Source organism: Oceanisphaera profunda, from assembly GCF_002157895.1.
GTDB lineage: Bacteria > Pseudomonadota > Gammaproteobacteria > Enterobacterales > Aeromonadaceae > Oceanimonas > Oceanimonas profunda.
The window spans coordinates 881916-900895 of the sequence record NZ_CP021377.1 but is presented as its reverse complement, the minus strand read 5'-3'; the positions used below and the strand labels follow the sequence as shown (position 1 = coordinate 900895).

Below are 18980 nucleotides of genomic sequence, written 5' to 3'. Positions count from 1 at the left end.
ACACCAGTTTAAGCCGCATTAAGTTGCTGCGCATATGCGTTGGGGGTTAATCCTCCCAGCGCAGTGTGTTGTCTTACTTTGTGGTAATACTGCGTGATGTAGAAGTGTATTTCTTCCGCCATCTCTTTACGAGTTAACAGCCCTAAACGGCGGGTCCATTCCTTTTTCAGTAAAGCAAAAAAGCTTTCTGAACACGCATTATCCCAGCAGTTTCCCCGGCGAGACATGCTGATAGTCACTTTACGTTTATTCAACCACGTCATGGTCGCCATACAATGATATTGGCTGCCCTGGTCTGAGTGGAACATCAGCTCACGGCCATCAGGCTTCTGCTTCTTCCAAGCCTGCTTTAAGGCCTTAATCACTAATTCAGCACTATTAACCGGCCCTTGAGCCTTGCCCACTATCTGTCTGGTAGCAAGATCGATTATTACCGCCAGATAGAGCCAGCCTTCTTCACAGCGTATTTGAGTTATATCTGACACCCAAACACGGTTCTCTTCTGCAACCGTAAACTGTCGGTTTAACAGATTCGGCGTCGCAGCGATGCCTGGCTTATGTTTACGATGCCCGGGCTTTGGCGCGACACAAGAACGATAGCCCACACTCTGTAATAGGCGTTGCACTTGATTCTTACCACAAGCAAAGCCTTGGTCAACCGCTTCGCGCCACAATTTCCGATAACCCGCAATACCATGTTGCTGTTCAGCTTCAGCCAATAAAAAGGCGAGCAGACTGCGATGACGCTCCGCCTGAACCGAAGGCTCTCGTTGGCGCTGCTTCCAACAATAATAACCCGCACGAGATACCTGGAGTACGCGACACATCACCAGTACCGTCCAGCTCATGCTGCGATACCGGTCGATGAAGGCAAATTTTATCGCCGTGTCTTGGTAGCGTACTCTTCCAGCTTTTTTAAGATATCGAGCTCCAGTTCAGCGCGCTCTAGCTTTTTCTTAAGACGCTTATTCTCTTGCTCTAACTGACGCAGGCTTTTATCTGGCCCTTCATTTTTAACGGGCTTATCCTGTTTCGAATCTGGTTTGTCCATTATCCACTCTCGACGCCAACGGCTTAATACGTTCGGATGCACCCCCAGCTCACTGGAGATTTCAGCTAATGTTTTAGGTGATGAAACAGAGAGTTTAACGGCTTCCCGCTTAAATTCATTACTAAATTTACGTTTGGTTCGGTATTGCATACACTTCCTCACTCTGAAGAAGTGTCTACTTATTCGGGGCCATTCCAGAGCCGATAGTAAGTGAGATAAGAGGTATTCAGGGGGAGTACGAGGGAAAGATAGCTGCAGAAAATTAAGAAATGGCGCTTAAATAACGTGATAACACAGACATGAATTGCATTTTTTCATGTACTTATGTGAGCTGAGTCGAGTTAAATGGTAAATATTTTTGCTGTGCAGCATTAGGCGGGAGTGAGAGTCTAAGTCGTAATGAGGGCTAGCTGAGCGTCGAGAGAGATGTTTGCTTCGCGAGATATTTATGTTAAGAAATGAGCGGCAAGCAATCCTGTTTCATAAAGCGGCATGTTCTATCTCGTTAATTGGAGTGTTAGCGTGTATTTAAGCTGATCGAAGCGTTTATGACATGATTTAGCTGTTAATTAGCCAGTCTAAGCGTCTAAATTTTGATTTTAAGATCATATTTTAGGGGTGGAAACAGGCGGTTATGTGACCTGCGTTATAAATTTGTTGCTGCGTGGCTTGCTTTACTTTTGTTTTTTGGTCAGATTAGGGTTGTAACGCGGCGCAAAATAAACGGAAGCGATGACAATGAAAAGATGCGGTAAAACGCTACTTAACCGACATCTAATAAAAATAACCTGCGGCCCTCATAACAGAGCCAGTACGGATTTAAGAGTAGCTAGGTTCTAGAAGTATTTAGTTTACAAGTAAAGTACGCATATTAATTGATAGCCTCATAAAGGACAGACACTATGCCATACGCAAGCGAACTTGATGCACTTACCACTTTACTCAAACAAAACCCGAGCTGGGGCGCCATTAAGCCTGCGCATGCTGCGCGTATGCGTATCCAGAATAAATTTAAAACTGGGTTAGACATTGCCAAATACACCGCAAAAATTATGCGTGAAGACATGGCGAACTATGACCAAGACAGCGCTAAATACACTCAGTCACTCGGTTGCTGGCACGGATTTATCGGCCAGCAGAAGATGATTTCCATCAAGAAACACTTTGCCAGCACAGAGCGCCGTTACTTGTATCTGTCTGGTTGGATGGTGGCGGCGTTACGCTCACAGTTTGGTCCGCTGCCGGATCAATCCATGCATGAAAAAACCGCAGTGCCGGACTTGATTGAAGAACTGTATACCTTCTTACGTCAAGCAGATGCCTGGGAGCTTAATCATCTATTCCGTGATCTTGAAGCGGCAGAAGCGGCGGATGATGCGACTAAGATGCGCGATATTCAGACGCAAATTGATAATCATCAAACCCACGTAGTGCCGATTATTGCCGATATCGATGCGGGTTTTGGTAACGATGAGGCCACTTACTTGCTGGCCAAGAAAATGATTGAAGCCGGCGCTTGCTGTATTCAGATTGAAAACCAAGTGTCTGATGAAAAGCAGTGTGGCCACCAAGACGGCAAAGTAACTGTGCCCCATGCAGACTTCTTATCAAAGATTAATGCGGTGCGCTTGGCCTTTTTAGAACTCGGCGTTGACGATGGCGTGATAGTGGCGCGTACCGACTCCTTGGGCGCGGGCTTAACCAAGCAAATTGCCGTTACCAACGAGCCTGGCGATTTAGGTGACCAATACAATAGCTATATCGATGGCGACATCATTAACAGCGCCGCAGACATTAACAATGGCGATGTGGTGATCAAACAAAACGGTCAGTTAGTGAAGCCTAAGCGCTTAGCCTCTGGCTTGTTTCAGTTCAAAGAAGGCTCAGGCGAAGACCGAGTGGTGATGGATTGTATCGCCAGCTTGCAGCACGGTGCTGACTTGTTGTGGATTGAAACTGAGAAGCCTCACGTCGGCCAAATTGCCGCCATGGTGAATCGTATTCGCGAAACTGTGCCTAATGCGAAGCTGGTTTATAACAACAGCCCGTCATTTAACTGGACCCTGAACTTCCGCCAGCAGGTATACGACGCTTGGGCAGAAGAAGGTAAGGATCTGAGCGGTTACGACAGAGAAAAGCTAATGAGTGTGGATTATGACGACTCCGCACTGGGTCAATTGGCGGATGAATGGACAGCTAACTTCCAGCGCGACTCGGCGCGCGAAGCCGGTATCTTCCATCATTTGATCACACTGCCTACTTATCACACGGCGGCGCTGTCGACCGACAACTTGGCCAAGGGTTACTTTGGTGAACGCGGTATGCTGGCTTATGTAGCCGATGTGCAGCGTAAAGAAATTCGCGAGGGCATTGCCACGGTGAAGCACCAAGATATGGCAGGCTCTAATATTGGTGATGATCATAAAGAGTTCTTTGCCGGTGAAGCTGCCCTGAAGGCGGGCGGTAAAGACAACACCATGGGGCAGTTTGAAAACGTTTAAAATAAAAAAAGTGTGACCTCTGAGGTGTGCTCAGAGTAGTGTTCCCTTACTTTATGGCAGCCAATTGGCTGCCTTTTTTTTGGCCGGTCTTGCTGACTGGAGCTCGTATTATTAATCAAGTGTTATAATTGGCCTCACAGTCAGTGGCCGTTGAACTTTTGGCCCACCTTCATACTCGCTCGGCCAGTAATGGGAGTGATGCCATGAATAACCTCCGCAATAGCACGCCAGATTGCGTGTATCAGCCTCAGTTTATTGACGGCCATGCCTTGTCTATTCCTACCTTTACCTTATTACAAGCAGACGGCTGCTTATTTCCTCGCGCCAGAGCCCCTAATTTGAACCGCGAACAGGCTTTAAAAATCTACCATAGCATGGTGTTTATTCGCATTTTAGACGAACGAATGTTGGCGGCACAGCGCCAAGGGCGCATCAGTTTTTATCTGCAATGTTTAGGGGAAGAGGCCACCACAGTGGCCAGTGCGGCGGCGCTGGATGATAAAGATATGATCATGGCGCAATATCGCGAGCAGGGTGCTTTGCATTATCGAGGCTTCAGTTTGACCCAGTTTATGGATCAGCTGTTATCGAATGAACACGACTTAGGCAAAGGTCGGCAAATGCCGGTGCATTATGGCAGTAAGGCGCTGCACTATATGACTATCTCGTCACCGCTGGGCACTCAAATCCCTCAGGCCAGCGGTTACGCTTATGGCCAAAAACTACGCGGCGAGCCCAATATTACGTTGTGCTACTTTGGTGAGGGGGCGGCCTCGGTTGGGGATTTTCATGCGGGCTTAAATATGGCTGCAGTATTGAAAGCGCCGGTGATTTTTTTCTGTCGTAATAATGGTTATGCCATTTCAACACCGGCTCATGAGCAGTATATCAGCGATGGTATTGCCAGCCGTGGGGTCGGTTATGGCATACCCGCCATTCGGGTGGACGGTGCCGATGCGTTAGCCGTGTATGAAGCCACGCGCCTAGCGCGCGAGCTGGCGTTGTCTGGCCAGCAACCTGTGTTAATTGAGGCCATGGCTTATCGATTGGGTGCCCATTCTTCGTCGGATGATCCCAGTGGTTATCGCTCGCGAGACGAAGAAACGCGGTGGCGCAGTCAAGATCCCATCGCCCGCTATCGTCGCTGGCTGTTACAGCAAGATTGGCTTGACGAAGCAGCAGACCAGTTGGCCTCGGATGTGTTGCGCCAAGAAGTGCTGGAAGCACTCAAAATCGCCGAAAAGATAGCTAAACCTCATATAGATACCCTGATCACGGATGTGTATGCGCAGCCCACCGACTTATTGCACAGCCAGCTGGCTCAACTTAAAGCCCATATTCGTCGCTTTCCCGAGGCCTATCCGCTGAGTGCCGCGAGGTGCAAATAATGGCAGAAATGAACTTGTTGCAGGCCATTAATCAGGCCCTCGATCTGGCGATGGCCCGAGATAAAGACGTGGTGTGCTTCGGTGAAGACGTAGGGCACTTTGGCGGCGTGTTTCGTGCCACCAGTCAGTTACAGGAAAAATACGGCTCCGCGCGCTGCTTTAATACGCCACTTACCGAACAGGGCATTATCGGTTTTGCCAATGGCATGGCGGCGAGAGGGTTAAAGCCGGTAGCTGAAATTCAGTTTGCCGATTACATCTATCCCGCCTTTGATCAAATAGTGAATGAAACCGCTAAGTTTCGTTATCGCTCGGGCAATGAATTTAATGTAGGCGGCTTAGTGATCCGCACCCCTTACGGGGGCGGCATTGCTGGCGGCCATTATCACAGTCAATCACCGGAAGCTTATTTTGCCCATACGGCAGGTATTCGGGTGGTGATACCGCGTAACCCTGTCCAAGCCAAAGGTTTATTGTTGGCCGCTATTGCCTGCCCAGATCCGGTGCTTTTTATGGAGCCCAAACGCTTGTACCGTGCTGCGGTGGGTGAGGTGGATATCGCTTATTATGAAACGCCACTCGATAAAGCCGAAGTGGTGCAGAGCGGCTGCGATGTCACTGTATTAGCCTGGGGCGCGCAAATGGAAGTGGCCGCCAAGGCGGTGGTGTTGGCGGAGCTGGAGGGCGTGTCTTGTGAGCTGATTGATTTGCGCACTATTTTACCTTGGGATCAAGACTGCATTGTGGACTCGGTACTGAAAACCGGTCGACTCGTGATCAGCCACGAAGCGCCGCTGACCGGTGGCTTTGCCGGTGAAATTGCCGCCACTATTCAACAGCGTTGCTTTTTATATTTAGAAAGCCCCATTGCTCGGGTCTGTGGCTTAGATACGCCATATCCATTGGCGCTTGAAAAAGAATATCAGGCAGATCAGCTCAAAGTGTTTAGCGCCATCATGGACACGGTTAACTTTTAGGGGAAACCATGAGTCAAGAGAAGCAAGAGCAACAGGACTTTTATTTGCCCGACATAGGTGAGGGCATAGTGGAGTGTGAACTGGTGGAGTGGCTGGTAGCTGAAGGCGAGCAGGTCACTGAAGATCAAGCCATTTGTGATGTGATGACCGATAAGGCCTTGGTGCAAATTCCGGCCATGCATAATGGCGTGATCACTAAGCTGTATGTGGCTAAAGGTGAGTTAGCAAAGGTGCATGCGCCACTGTTTGCCATGGAGATAGCCGCCACCATCGCAACTACGGATCCTGCCGAGCCTGAGTCTAGTGATGATGCAGTGACCAGTATTCAGGCTAATCAGGCTGAAAGCCGCCTATCCAAAGATAGCGCGAATCAAAGAACAGGTAAGGTGGTGGCCAGCCCTGCGGTGCGCCGCTTGGCGCGCGAGCAAAACATTGCATTAAGCGAGGTGCAAGGCTCCGGCGACAACGGCCGAGTCTGTAAAGAGGACTTGACTGTCTTTTTAGCAACGCTCCCGTCTACCAGACACGCAGCCACCACGCATCCGATTACCACAGCAGCACCTTCTTCGACTAAGCAAGAGCAGCTAAACAGCCTGCCAACTACTGAGGCTGGCGAGCCGTTGACCGGCATCAGGGCGACCATGGCCAAACAGATGACCGCCAGTCTCAGCATACCGCAATTCACCTTATGCGATGAACTGCGTCTGGATGAATTACTGCAGCTAAAAGCGCGCTTAACGCCGGTGTTTGACGAGCAGCAACGTAAGCTCACCTTATTGCCTTTTTTTATTAAAGCGCTGTCGCTCACGCTGGCAGATTTTCCATTATTAAATGCGCGTTTAGATGAAGAGGCTCGTCATCTTCACTATCAAGAGCCGCATCATATTGGCGTGGCCGTCGACACCTTAAGCGGTTTGCTGGTGCCGGTATTGCGTAATTGCCAGCAATTATCGTTATTAGAGATAGCGGCCGAGCTTGAGCGTTTAAGCACGGCGGCGCGGGCGGGGAAACTTACGCCTCATGAGCTGCAAGGGGCCACTATTAGCTTATCTAACGTGGGTGCCTTAGGTGGATTGGTGTCCACGCCCATCGTCACCGCACCTCAGGTCGCGATAGCCGCCTTAGGCAAATGGCGCTTTGTGCCGCGCTTTAATGAGCAAGGCGAATGTGAATCACAGGCCATTATGATGGTGTGTTGGTCTGCGGATCATCGCGTGATTGATGGCGCTACCTTAGCCCGATTTAATCGCCGTTGGTGTCAGTACTTAATGCAGCCCGAACGCATGTGGGCGCAGTTAACTTAAAGTAAGGACCTTAAGTTAACTGCCTAGAGGTTAAACGGCATTAAGTGCCAAGGCATTCAGCAGAAAGACATTCAGCAGAGAGACATTCAGTTGAGAGCTATGCAGTGAGAGGCAGGTGATATGGATGCGCATCGGCTAGACAATTTTTATATTCCAGAAGAGCAGTCGATGTATTTGCTCAATGCGGGTGATGCCAAAAAGCTCAAAGACTGGATAGCACTCTGTATCGCCAAGTTAGAGGGCTTAGGCTATCAGCATATTCAGCTTGTGGGCCAAGGGGCCTACGGCTTTACCTTTGCTGGCTGGGCTGAATCGGGCCAAGAGTATGCCTTTAAGTTTTCTCGCATTACCTTGGCGCTTGCGGTGCGGGAACGCCTCGCCGATGAAGCCTATATGTTGTCGCAAGTGCATCACCCTAGGGTGCCGCGTTTCATCACTTATAAACGCATTAAGAAACAAGGCATTTTAATGATGAGCCGGGCACAGGGCTTAGACTTGGAGCAATACAGCTTACGCGTCGGTCGATTATCGGCCCGACAAGTTGTGGATATTGGCGTGCAGCTGGTCGATATTTTGCAGATGCTACGCGACCAACAACAAGATGGCCAACAGCGGCCCATAGTACACGGTGATATTAAGCCCTCAAATATTGTGTTTGATGCCAACACTAATCGCATCTGCCTAGTGGATTGGGGCTCGTCGGTGTTTGCCCAAACCGACAGTCAGGGGCAGTGTGTTTCAAGCAATGTGATGCAACTAATGTCGGCGGACTTGCAACACACTAATGCTCGCTTAGGAGATATTTACTTTATTGGTGCAGAGCAAAGATCCGGCGCTTTATCTAACCCGCGCTTTGATGAACAAGGGGTGGCGGCCACCTTGTATGCCTTGGCCTCGGGCCAGGGGTGTCGCTTTGGCCAAGCCGTGTTGCCCGCGCGCAGCTTAGGCCTGCCCAAAGAGCTGGCGCTGATGCTAGATGGCTTATTAGCGCCAGATCCTAAGCTGCGCCGCCAAGCCGGGGATTATTTTATGCAGTCCATGGCGCGGTTACAGCACTTAGTGTTGCCAGAATTAGCACAGCCCAAGCTTCAGGCCGAGCTGCCAGTGTGGGTGAGCTCAAATGCTTCTGCCATGGACACAGTGGTCTATTCGTCACGCACTTCTTTTTTACGGGAATCCTTAGCCGAGCAAGACCAGCCCAGCTTGCTGCTCGATATTAATGATGCTCAGTTAGCGCGTTATTATAAAAATTACTTGGCGGGCATGGGTGACGGTGAAAAAGCCTTTTTGGCCGCCGTCAGTCGTCTAGGCCGTTATCCGGTAATGGGCGGGCTGGTGGTGCAGTGGCAAGAGGATGGTCTGTATATCGACTCTAGCTTGAATTTATATGATGCCGAGCTGGAGCTGGCCTTTACCCAAGCGGTCAATAATGTGGTGAAGTTGGCGCAAGGCATCACCAAAGTGGGCTTGTTTAAAGCCTGCTTGTTTAATGCGCGCAATACGCTGCACTTAAGCCGCGCTGACGCCAGTCAGCCTTTTCAGCCTAGCGCTGATATGCAACTCGCTTATCGCTTAGCGACCCATGCCAGCCCTGCGGATGCCAGTCGCCAGCATTCCTATTTTGAAGATGGCCGAGACCCTGATGAACAGCTTACTTTGCCCGCGCCTATGATGGCGGTGCTCGCTAGGCTCAATGATATTCATCACAGTGGCTGCATTATTTTTGAAGTCACGGATCTGCATCTGAAGTTGCACAGTTATTATCGGCTGCTCGACGTTCGCGCAGAAACAGACTTTGCCGCCTTGCTGGCACAAGTGGTGGCGCTGATCCCTGAAATCACAGATCAAGGCGTGGCCGGCTTTATGAAATTGCCCCATAAAAATACCCGTTTCTTTAACAGCCAAGCAGTACAGCCCGATTACTTCTATCCGGCCAATCCTAAGGTAGCTGTGAAGAGTGAGGGGTAAAGCGTGAAGAGGATGGCAAGTACAAACATAAAGCTATTTTTGCCATGGAAGAACACGGAGCGCACGGACGCAGTAGTAGTAACTAGCGCTAAGCGCCCAGCACCGAGCTAACATATAAACACCGCCCTTTGTTCAGCTTGGTGCTTAACGCTTGATGCTCGGAGCTGCCTTTCACTTTCAAATCTGATCACTATTTTTCCGTGTTCTTCCGTGTATTCCGTGGCGAAAAAATATCTAGTGGTTATTTTTTCACGCCTCACGCCTCACGCCTCACGCCTCACGCCTCACGCCTCACGCCTCACGCCTCACGCCTCACGCGCTTTCGCGATCACAAACTCCATCAGCTCGGGGTAGAAGCCGAGAAAGGCCTGTTCCATATCATGATAATGGTCGTGTAATAACGGCGCGCATTGGGGCAGGGGCGTAGGGCGGCGAAAGCGCTGGTCGATGCGAGAAAGAGCCAGACTAATACCGTCTAGAGTTTGATAGCTGGCGAGCAGTTGATATTGCTGCATGCGCGCCACCAGCGTCACCATTGCGCCAGGCCACTGGGCATCGGGTATTAATTGCCGGTGAGCCCCATCAATAAAATCTTGTAGCGTTTGCTCATGATAACGATGCCAAAAACGCGCCAGAAAGTGATCAAACATCATGTCCATGATAATGCCGCCATAGCGGCGAAAGGGGCTAGGCATGGCTTGCACTGCCCCAAGATGCAGCGGATGGGCATCGGTAAAACTGTCAATCTGGCGATGCAGTCGAATACCCAGTTGCAGTTCGGGTGCTAACTGGGTGTCTATTTGGCCTTTGGCGTATTCCCCTAATAGAGCGCCGGCTAAGCTGGTGTGGCTAATATGCGCCAGATGCAAGTGCGCCAAATAGTTCATGTGTTATGGCTCTGGTTACTGGTTCTAGTCACGGATTATGGATTATTCTTCTGCTGGGTGCGGTATGGCTAAGTCCAGCTCATCAGAGTCCAAATCATCAAAGGGTTGCTCGGCAAGCTGTGCATCCAATACCTCGAGTAAATGGATTGCTACCGTTACAAAATCACTGTCGGTGACTATGCCCACGACTTTGCCTTTATCGACCACAGGTAAGCAGCCGTATTTGTGTTGTTGTAAATGCAGCGCCGCTTCACGAATGCCGGCCTTAGGGCTAACGGTCACCACCTCTTTAATCATGATTTTTGACAGGGGATGCTGTTCGAGAAAGTGGCCGTTTTGGCCTTTTTCTAGGCTAGACTCTTGAGCCGCTAAGATATCGCGCTGGCTGACCAAGCCGATCAGTTGATCGTCTTCCAACACGGGTAAGTGGCGAATATGATGGCGCTGCATTAAGGTGCGCGCTTCATTGAGTGTGGCAGAGGGCGGCAGGCCGATAATTTCGCGGGTCATAATTTCAGAGACGATAGCTGACATAAGTCTTCCCCTTTTTTATATCAAGATAGTCTAAGGCCTAGCGGTGTCGCAAAGCGGCCTTTTATAAAGCTGTCTTCCACAAAATAGTCTTATCGCTTACAAGGCGTTATCTAATTTCTCAGGTCTGTCTTCACTACTGACCTTACGCTATCTCTTCATATTATTCATTATGCGCCATCTATATCGAATTGCCTTGATCCAAAAGGGTCGCCTTACTAGACTAGCGCCCGTTAAGACAAGAGGTGTTGTATGCTGGTCCGCGATTTTTCCTTTGAACTCCCCGATGAACTGATAGCCCGCCACCCTATGGCAGAGCGCACTGCGAGTCGTCTGCTGCAAGTAGATGGCAACAGCGGTGCCATTAGCCATGGTCATTTTCAGCAGTTATTGACGCAGATAAATGCCGGTGATTTATTAGTATTCAACAATACCCGCGTGATCCCAGCGCGCCTCTATGGCCATAAGGCCAGCGGTGGCAAGCTTGAAGTCTTGGTGGAGCGGGTATTGGATGACAAGCGAGTGCTGGCGCATGTGCGCTCCTCTAAGTCGCCCAAACCGGGTACTGCGCTGATTTTAGAGCCGAATGTGCAGGCCACTATGCTGGCGCGCCACGACGCCTTATTTGAAATTGAGTTTAATGACCCGCGCTCTGTGCTGGAAATTCTCGAAGCCGTGGGCCATATGCCGCTGCCGCCTTATATCGACAGACCGGATACAGACGCGGATAAAGAGCGCTATCAAACCGTGTATAACGAAAAGCCCGGTGCCGTTGCCGCTCCCACGGCGGGTTTGCACTTTGACCAAGCGCTGTTAGACGCATTGGTAGCAAAGGGCGCCGAGTTAGCCTTTGTGACACTGCACGTAGGGGCAGGCACCTTTCAGCCGGTGCGAGTGGAGCAAGTGCTGGATCATAAAATGCACGCCGAATACATAGAAGTCCCCGCTGAAGTGGTAGATAAGATCAATGCCGCGCGCGCACGTGGCGGACGTATTATTGCCGTAGGCACCACCTCGGTGCGCTCCTTGGAAAGTGCCGCCCAAGCCAGTCTTGCACAAGGGCAGCCGCTGGCACCTTTTTATGGGGACACGGATATTTTTATCTATCCGGGATATGAGTTTCAGCTGGTGGACCTTATGGTTACCAACTTTCATTTACCCGAGTCCACCTTGATGATGTTAGTCAGCGCCTTTGCCGGTTATGACCATATTAAAGAAGCCTATCGCCAAGCGATTGAGCAGCGTTATCGGTTTTTCAGTTATGGCGATGCCATGTTGCTGACGAAGCGTGAGGCGTAAATAGTAAAGTGTGAGGCGTGGCGTTGTGTTACACCTCACTCCTCACCATTAAAAAGCAAGATCAGACTGTTTCTCTGATCGCTAAGAGGTAATACCATGAAATTTGAACTGCATACCACCGACGGCTTAGCCCGTCGCGGCCGCCTTACCTTTGATCGCGGCGTGGTCGATACCCCGGCGTTTATGCCGGTGGGCACCTATGGCACGGTAAAAGGCATGACTCCAGAAGAAGTGCACGCCACCGGCGCACAAATCTTGCTGGGTAACACCTTTCACCTCTGGGTGCGCCCGGGCCAAGAAGTGATGAAGTTGCACGGCGACTTGCATGACTTTATGAACTGGCAGGGGCCCATTTTAACGGACTCCGGCGGTTTTCAGGTATTTAGCCTCGGCGATATCCGCACCATCACTGAAGAGGGGGTGTTTTTTCGCAACCCCGTAAACGGCGATAAGATTTTCTTGTCACCGGAAGTGTCGATGGAGATCCAGTACGATCTGGGTTCGGATGTGGTAATGATCATGGACGAATGCACGCCTTTCCCAGCTACGTGGGAAGAAGCGAAAAAATCCATGGAAATGTCGTTGCGCTGGGCTAAACGCTCCCGGGATCATTTTGATAAGCAGGGTAATAAAAATGCCTTGTTTGGCATAGTGCAAGGTGGCATGTACGAGGACTTGCGTGATGAGTCCTTGACCGGCTTGCTGGACATTGGCTTTGACGGTTATGCCATTGGTGGCTTAGCGGTGGGTGAGCCTAAGGCCGAGATGCATAAAATATTAGAGCATACTTGCCCGCTCATTCCCGCCGATAAGCCCCGTTATTTAATGGGTGTGGGTAAGCCGGAAGACTTAGTGGAAGGCGTGCGTCGCGGCATTGATATGTTCGACTGCGTAATGCCGACTCGTAACGCCCGTAATGGCCATTTGTTTACCACAGATGGCGTGGTTAAAATTCGTAATGCCAAGCACAAAGTCGATACCGGCCCGCTAGATGCAGAGTGTGATTGCTACACCTGTAAGAATTATTCGCGCTCATATTTGCATCATTTAGACAAATGTAATGAGATTTTAGGCTCGCGTTTAAACACCATTCATAACCTGCGTTACTACCAAAGAGTGATGGAAGGTTTACGCGGTGCTATAGAGCAGGGTAAATTAGACGACTTTGTGGCAGACTTCTACGCGCGCAAAGGGCTTGCAGTTCCACCTTTGGGCCAAGTTGCTACAGAAAGTGACCAATAACCGCTTTATTTGTCAGTAAAGAGCAGGGCATTGCGTCCTGTTTTTTAGATGGCTCTTAGGGATTTAACGCTTAATTATTTTATCGTTTAATTATCAATGAGGAAGGAAAACTAATGAACTTTATCTCTAACGCTCATGCTCAAGGTGGCGCTGCTGGTGGTGGCATGGAAATGATCATCATGCTGGCCGTATTTGGTTTGATTTTTTACTTTATGATTTTCCGTCCTCAGTCTAAGCGCGTTAAAGAGCACAAGAACCTGATGTCTGCTCTGGGCAAAGGCGACGAAGTGCTGACCAACGGTGGCTTGGTAGGCAAGATCGCAAAAATTACAGCCGACAGCGATTATGTGCTGCTGAGCTTGAGCGAGCAAAGCCAAGTGACCATTAAGAAGGACTTCATTACTGCCGTCCTGCCTAAGGGTTCTATTCAGTCCCTTTAAGCCTCTTAAGGAGCACAGCGTGTTAAACCGATATCCGCTGTGGAAATACTTGATGGTGATCTTCGTGGTCGCCATCAGTTTTCTATATGCAGCACCCAATTTATTTGGTGAAGACCCCGCATTACAGGTATCCGGCACTCGCGGTACCCAAGTAACGAGCGAAATACTGGTTAAAACGCAGCAGCGTTTAGCAGCTGCGGACATAGAAATTAAAAGTGCCGCACTGGAAGACAATCAATTGTTGGTGCGTTTTCGCGACACCGACGACCAGCTGAAAGGCAAAGAATTAATCGCCGAGCTGTTGGGTGATAACTACATTACGGCCCTTAACTTGGCGCCCGCCACCCCCCATTGGTTACAAACCATAGGTGCTGGCCCGCTTAAATTAGGCTTGGACTTGCGCGGTGGTGTGCACTTTCTGATGGAAGTGGACATGGACGAAGCACTTAACCGTGTCCAAGAACAACGAATTCAAGACTTCCGTACCGATTTACGGGAAAAACGCCTGCGTTATTCGGGTGTATTGAGCAAAGACGACGGCACTTTAGTGGTGTTTCGTGACGCCGATACCCGCAATCAGAGTTTAAGTTATTTACGGGATCGTTACCCGGGCTTGGTGTTTTCTGAGCGCGACAGCGGCGATAACTTCGGCTTGTTTGCCACTATGAGCGAGCAGCGCTTAAAAGAAGTAAAAGAATACGCACTGCAGCAAAACATCACCATTATTCGTAACCGCGTTAACGAATTGGGTGTGGCCGAACCCTTGGTACAACGCCAAGGTGCGGATCGTATCGTAGTGCAACTGCCCGGTATTCAAGATACGGCGCGCGCCAAAGAGATTTTGGGTGCTACCGCGACTCTTGAGTTTCGTTTAATCGATGAGAAAGCCGACCTAGCCGCGGCCGATGCAGGTCGTGTACCCGCCAACAGTGAGTTGATGCGCGATCGTAATAATCGCCCCGTGGTGCTGCAAAAGCGAGTGATCTTGACTGGTGAGCACATCGTTGATTCCAGTGCCAGCATGGATGAGTTTAGTCGTCCGCAAGTGAACATCAGCTTGGATGCGCCCGGTGGTAGCCGCATGGCCGATTTTACCAAGGATAACGTAGGCCGCTCCATGGCGACTGTGTTTACCGAGTATAAAACCGGTGATGAAAAAAATGAGGATGGCTCAAGCCAGCTCTACAAACAGCAAGAAGTGATTAACATTGCCACCATACAATCACGTTTAGGCCGTAGTTTTCGCATTACCGGCATAGACTCGATGGCGGAAGCGCAAAATTTATCCTTATTGCTGCGCGCCGGTGCCTTAATCGCGCCTATTCAAATTGTGGAAGAGCGCACCATAGGCCCAAGCCTGGGCAAGCAAAATATCGAAAACGGTATTATGGCTATGTTGTACGGCATGTTGGCCGTGGTGATCTTCATGGCGATTTATTATCGTAAGTTTGGTTTGGTGGCGAACGTGGCTTTATTTGCCAACTTGGTGATCATCATAGGCGTGATGTCTATGGTGCCCGGTGCCACCATGACGCTGCCTGGTATTGCCGGTATCGTGCTGACCATAGGGATGTCGGTGGATGCCAACGTGCTTATCTTTGAGCGAATTCGTGAAGAGCTCAGAGACGGTCGCGGTGTACAGCAAGCCATACACGTGGGCTACGACAAGGCACTGGGTACCATTGCCGACTCCAACATTACCACCTTGATCACCGCAATTATCTTGTTTGCGATAGGCACGGGCCCCATCAAAGGCTTTGCCATCACCTTGATCATAGGTATTTTGGCTTCGATGTTTACCGCGATTGTGGGAACACGGGCCATAGTGAACTTGCTCTGGGGCGGCAAACGTCTCAGCAAATTGTCGATATGAGGAAGTTACAGCATGTTTGAGATCCTCAAAACCCGAGAGCCCATTCGCTTTATGCGCCATGCCAAGGCGGCGTCTGTTTTTTCCTTGGTATTGATAGCGCTGTGTTTCTATTCTTTGTTTACCAAAGGCTTGAACTGGGGCTTAGACTTCACTGGCGGCACTGTAGTTGAAGTGGAGTTTAGTCAATCGGTAGACTTGGATGAAGTACGCCAGCAATTAGATACAGCCGGATTGGCGGGCGCCACAGTGCAAAACTTTGGTACCAGTCGTGATGTGTTAATACGCTTAGCACCCCACGCCGACGGTGATGTGCAGCAGCAAGGCGATGGCGTATTAGTGGCGGTACAACAAGCCAATAACCCAGCAGAAATGAAGCGCCTGGAGTTTGTGGGCCCCGCCATTGGTAAAGAGTTGGCGGAGCAGGGCGGCTTAGCCATTTTGGCCGCTTTACTGTGTATTATGGCCTACGTGGGGCTACGCTTTGAATGGCGCTTAGCCTCGGGTGCTGTGATGTCACTGGCGCACGATGTCATCATTACGCTCGGCGTATTCTCGTGGATCCAAATTGAAGTCGATTTGACCATAGTGGCGGCCTTGCTCACCGTAATCGGTTATTCGTTAAACGATACTATTGTGGTGTTTGATCGAGTGCGCGAAAGCTTTCGTCGCGTGCGCACGGTCAGCACGGTACAGGTATTTAACGAAGCTATTACCGATACCTTGAGCCGGACCTTAATTACCTCGTTCACCACATTAGTGGTGGTGGTGGCCTTGTTCTTGAAAGGCGGGGTACTTATCCACGGTTTTGCGACTGCATTGCTGTTGGGTATTGGTTTTGGTACTTACTCTTCTATCTATATAGCCAGCGCTTGGGCTATGATGTTGGGTGTGAAGCGTGAGCACATGCTCCCACCCCAGATTGAAAAGGAAGGGGCTGATCAGGACCCATTGGTATAGCGTTTTTACTAAGGGCCCATAAGGGCCCTTTTTATTGTGAAATGCATTTGCTACATGACAAATGTCGTTTAGCTGCATAACATGAGTTCATAATGAGACAAGTTCGGAGCCGTCTTGAACCATAGATTATTGCTCGGCCCTTTAGTATTGGTAACTTGCTTATTGCTAGGTTGCAGTGCACCACAAGCAGTTAAATCAACCTTGGTGCTGCCTATTCCAATGCAGGTTTCATACGAGAGTGAGCTGGGAATTGCCCGTTTGGGGCAAATGCTAAACTCACCTGGCTTAACGCCACAGCAGCGCGCTGAATTATTTTTTCAGCGCGGCGTCATTTTCGATCGCGTAGGCTTACGCGCCATGGCGCGGCTCGATTTCAATCGCGCTCTTCGCGAGCGACCGGACTTTGCTGATGCCTATAATCTTAACGGCGTGTATTTAACACAGAATCAGGACTTTGACGAAGCGTATGAGTCTTTTGACTCGGCGCTGGAGCTGGCACCCGACTATACCTATGCCAACTTAAACCGCGGCATAGCGCTGTATTACGGCGGACGCCCAGCATTAGCGGCACGGGATCTGAAGGTGTTTCTCGATGAAGAGCCCACAGATCCGTACCGTCTATTGTTATGGTATTTAGCACTGGAAAAGATAGACCCTAAGTCAGCGCTCCAATCACTCAAAAATCATCAAGTGCAATATGGGAGTGATGAATGGGCGTGGGACATAGTGAATGTCTATTTAGGCACTGCCGATGAAGAGCAGTTACTGAACCGCATCAGTGAGGAAAGCGTGGATAATCAAGAGTTAGCCGAGCGCTTATGCGAAGCCTACTTTTACTTAGCCAAGCGAGCCCAGCACAACGGTGAGCCGCAACAAGCCGAAGTCTATTTCAAGTTGGCCATTGCCACTAACGTATATGATTTTGTTGAACACAGATATTCGTTACTGGAGTTAGACTTAGCCGCAGAAGCTGCTAATCCAACTCGCTAAGCCATCGCATATTACTGAACTCTTAAGCCAAGTGTGTCACCGCACTTGGCTTTTTTATTGGTAAGGTCAAAACATAGCGCCCGGCTCCAAGCGCCCAGCGCCAAGTAAAGCTTAAGACGAAGAGCTGGATTGCTTCGTGCCTCGCAATGAACAGATAAGAGCGCAAAGACTAATCCCTAATCCCTAATCCCTAATCCCGCTTACAGCGGGCCATGACTGTGCTAGAATCTTTTGCCTTAAGCACCCTTGGACTTGCTAGCTATGCTTGAGCAAATACGCATCGTGTTGGTTAACACCTCACACACAGGAAATATCGGCTCTGCCGCCCGCGCCATGAAAACCATGGGACTCACTGAGCTTTGGCTGGTGGATCCGGTCAATCCTATCGACGATCAAGCCATAGCGCTGTCGGCCGGTGCCCACGACGTGTTAGAAAATGCGCGCGTGGTAAGCACCTTAGCGGAAGCAGTCGCCGACTGCGGGCTGGTGATTGGTACCAGTGCGCGCTCGCGCACCTTATCTTGGCCAATGCTGGATGCGCGTGAAGCGGGCGAAAAAGTGCTGCGCGAAGCACCACAGCATAAGGTGGCGCTGGTTTTTGGCCGCGAGCGTACCGGCTTAAGCAATGATGAACTGCACTTATGTCAGTTTCACGTGGCCATTCCGGCTAACCCGGATTACAGCTCATTGAACTTAGCTATGGCCGTACAAACACTCAGTTATGAAGTGCGCATGGCGTGGTTGGCTGCAGAGCAGGCCAACGCCGAGCCTGAAGCGGGCTATCCGTTGTCCGCTGACTTAGAGCGTTTTTATCAGCATTTAGAAGCAAGCTTGCTGGAAACCGGCTTCATCATTAAAGCGCATCCAGGCCAGGTGATGACTAAGTTACGCCGCCTATTTAATCGGGCTCGCCCCGAAGAGCAAGAGCTGAATATTTTGCGTGGTATCTTAACCTCTATCCAAAAAAGCGGTCGCCAATAAGCGGGTAATAACCGACTATTTCAGTCAGGTTTAATACTTGACTGATTTACTCGGGTATGGCAACCTGACGCTATATTTAGAAAGGGTGGAACGAGATGAGACTCACATCAAAAGGGCGTTATGCTGTAACAGCCATGTTGGATGTAGCCTTGCACGGTGATGCAGGACCTGTATCACTGGCTCATATCTCTGAGCGTCAGGGCATTTCTCTGTCTTACCTTGAGCAATTATTTGCCCGGTTGCGCAAACATGGCTTAGTGAGCAGTGTGCGCGGCCCCGGTGGCGGTTATTTGCTGGGCATGGCTAAGGCGTCTATTTCGGTGGGCGCGATTATAGTGGCGGTCGACGAATCCGTAGACGCCACTAAATGCCAAGGTAAGGGCGATTGTCATAACGGCAGTCAGTGTCTGACGCACACCTTATGGTGCGCTTTAAGTGACCGCATTAGCGATTTTTTAGAAGGCATTAGCTTGGCCGAGCTGGTAAGCCAGCAAGCCAAAAGGCGCGTGCCCGAACAGCAAGATAATACCTTAAGTCTGTTGACTCTGGATTAACCAGAACCACAGCAATTGAGCTTAACTTTAGTGTTAA

At 50.1% G+C, this 18980-nt stretch carries 16 protein-coding genes; 13 read left to right on the top strand and 3 right to left on the bottom strand.

The window, feature by feature from the left end; genetic code table 11:
- Positions 1–8: 8 nt before the first annotated feature.
- Positions 9–1201, bottom strand: a protein-coding gene (locus tag CBP31_RS03920; RefSeq protein ID WP_087034965.1) for an IS3 family transposase whose coding sequence is annotated in 2 segments (ribosomal slippage) — positions 9–904 and positions 904–1201 — 1194 coding nt in all. Because the reading frame shifts where the segments join, the coding sequence is not laid out codon by codon here.
- Positions 1202–1953: 752 nt separating this feature from the next.
- On the opposite strand from CBP31_RS03920, the gene CBP31_RS03915 reads away from it, so the two are divergent.
- The 5 genes from CBP31_RS03915 to CBP31_RS03895 all read left to right on the top strand — a co-directional run bounded on the left by CBP31_RS03915 (position 1954) and on the right by CBP31_RS03895 (position 9189).
- The gene (locus CBP31_RS03915; protein WP_087034964.1) at positions 1954–3552 is read left to right on the top strand and encodes an isocitrate lyase; all 1599 of its coding nucleotides are present in this window, start codon (positions 1954–1956) and stop codon (positions 3550–3552) included.
- A 203-nt stretch (positions 3553–3755) separates the two neighbouring features.
- Positions 3756–4940: a thiamine pyrophosphate-dependent dehydrogenase E1 component subunit alpha gene (locus CBP31_RS03910; protein ID WP_087034963.1), complete on the top strand. Its 1185-nt coding sequence runs from the start codon at positions 3756–3758 to the stop codon at positions 4938–4940.
- Complete coding sequence (locus CBP31_RS03905) at positions 4940–5917, top strand: alpha-ketoacid dehydrogenase subunit beta (RefSeq protein ID WP_087034962.1); 978 nt, start codon at positions 4940–4942, stop codon at positions 5915–5917. The genes CBP31_RS03910 and CBP31_RS03905 overlap by 1 nt, the downstream gene beginning before the upstream one ends.
- A gap of 8 nt (positions 5918–5925) precedes the next feature.
- Positions 5926–7221 carry a 2-oxo acid dehydrogenase subunit E2 gene (locus CBP31_RS03900; protein ID WP_087034961.1) on the top strand — a complete coding sequence of 432 codons (1296 nt, stop codon included), beginning with the start codon at positions 5926–5928 and terminating at the stop codon, positions 7219–7221.
- Positions 7222–7341: 120 nt separating this feature from the next.
- Entirely contained in the window at positions 7342–9189 is a 1848-nt protein-coding gene (locus tag CBP31_RS03895) for a protein kinase domain-containing protein (protein ID WP_087034960.1), read from the top strand.
- A 305-nt stretch (positions 9190–9494) separates the two neighbouring features.
- Here the strand turns inward: CBP31_RS03895 and CBP31_RS03890 are convergent, their stop codons facing one another.
- Both CBP31_RS03890 and CBP31_RS03885 read right to left on the bottom strand, forming a co-directional pair.
- The gene (locus CBP31_RS03890; protein WP_087034959.1) at positions 9495–10076 is read right to left on the bottom strand and encodes an acyl carrier protein phosphodiesterase; all 582 of its coding nucleotides are present in this window, start codon (positions 10074–10076) and stop codon (positions 9495–9497) included.
- Positions 10077–10118: 42 nt separating this feature from the next.
- Complete coding sequence (locus CBP31_RS03885) at positions 10119–10610, bottom strand: CBS domain-containing protein (protein ID WP_087034958.1); 492 nt, start codon at positions 10608–10610, stop codon at positions 10119–10121.
- A 249-nt stretch (positions 10611–10859) separates the two neighbouring features.
- Here CBP31_RS03885 and queA point away from each other — a divergent pair, with 249 nt between their 5' ends.
- The 8 genes from queA (at position 10860) to iscR (ending at position 18943) form a co-directional block, all read left to right on the top strand.
- Positions 10860–11906, top strand: a complete 1047-nt coding sequence (gene queA / locus CBP31_RS03880; protein WP_087034957.1) for a tRNA preQ1(34) S-adenosylmethionine ribosyltransferase-isomerase QueA — start codon at positions 10860–10862, stop codon at positions 11904–11906.
- A gap of 96 nt (positions 11907–12002) precedes the next feature.
- On the top strand, positions 12003–13148 hold the full coding sequence (gene tgt, locus CBP31_RS03875; RefSeq protein ID WP_087034956.1) for a tRNA guanosine(34) transglycosylase Tgt: 1146 nt from the start codon (positions 12003–12005) through the stop codon (positions 13146–13148).
- A gap of 113 nt (positions 13149–13261) precedes the next feature.
- The gene (gene yajC, locus CBP31_RS03870; protein WP_087034955.1) at positions 13262–13588 is read left to right on the top strand and encodes a preprotein translocase subunit YajC; all 327 of its coding nucleotides are present in this window, start codon (positions 13262–13264) and stop codon (positions 13586–13588) included.
- Positions 13589–13607: 19 nt separating this feature from the next.
- Positions 13608–15461 (top strand): protein translocase subunit SecD, encoded by a 1854-nt coding sequence (secD, locus tag CBP31_RS03865; protein WP_087034954.1) that lies wholly within the window; start codon positions 13608–13610, stop codon positions 15459–15461.
- Positions 15462–15473: 12 nt separating this feature from the next.
- Positions 15474–16418 carry a protein translocase subunit SecF gene (gene secF, locus CBP31_RS03860; protein WP_087034953.1) on the top strand — a complete coding sequence of 315 codons (945 nt, stop codon included), beginning with the start codon at positions 15474–15476 and terminating at the stop codon, positions 16416–16418.
- A gap of 114 nt (positions 16419–16532) precedes the next feature.
- Positions 16533–17408 carry a lipoprotein NlpI gene (gene nlpI, locus CBP31_RS03855; RefSeq protein ID WP_169712986.1) on the top strand — a complete coding sequence of 292 codons (876 nt, stop codon included), beginning with the start codon at positions 16533–16535 and terminating at the stop codon, positions 17406–17408.
- A 261-nt stretch (positions 17409–17669) separates the two neighbouring features.
- Positions 17670–18389 carry a tRNA (cytosine(32)/uridine(32)-2'-O)-methyltransferase TrmJ gene (gene trmJ, locus CBP31_RS03850; RefSeq protein ID WP_087034952.1) on the top strand — a complete coding sequence of 240 codons (720 nt, stop codon included), beginning with the start codon at positions 17670–17672 and terminating at the stop codon, positions 18387–18389.
- A gap of 95 nt (positions 18390–18484) precedes the next feature.
- Positions 18485–18943 (top strand): Fe-S cluster assembly transcriptional regulator IscR, encoded by a 459-nt coding sequence (gene iscR, locus CBP31_RS03845; RefSeq protein ID WP_087034951.1) that lies wholly within the window; start codon positions 18485–18487, stop codon positions 18941–18943.
- The last annotated feature ends 37 nt before the right edge of the window (positions 18944–18980 follow it).